Below are 290 nucleotides of genomic sequence, written 5' to 3' on the forward strand. Positions count from 1 at the left end.
AGAACCTTGTAAGTTTGTAATGGTGTAAAACGTTTTTCTTCCGGAGTTTGACCCATGGTTGGTTTGAGAACCTTGTAAGTTTGTAATGGTGTAAAACTAACCATGTAGTAAGTCGTGTCACAGATTCGTTTGAGAACCTTGTAAGTTTGTAATGGTGTAAAACTACATCACGCTTGGTAAAGCGGTTGTGTTCGTTTGAGAACCTTGTAAGTTTGTAATGGTGTAAAACAGCCTTGTAAGTCGTAGGTCTGACTTATCCGTTTGAGAACCTTGTAAGTTTGTAATGGTGT

It is taken from the genome of Eubacterium ramulus ATCC 29099 (assembly GCF_000469345.1).
GTDB classification, from domain to species: Bacteria; Bacillota; Clostridia; order Lachnospirales; family Lachnospiraceae; genus Eubacterium_I; species Eubacterium_I ramulus.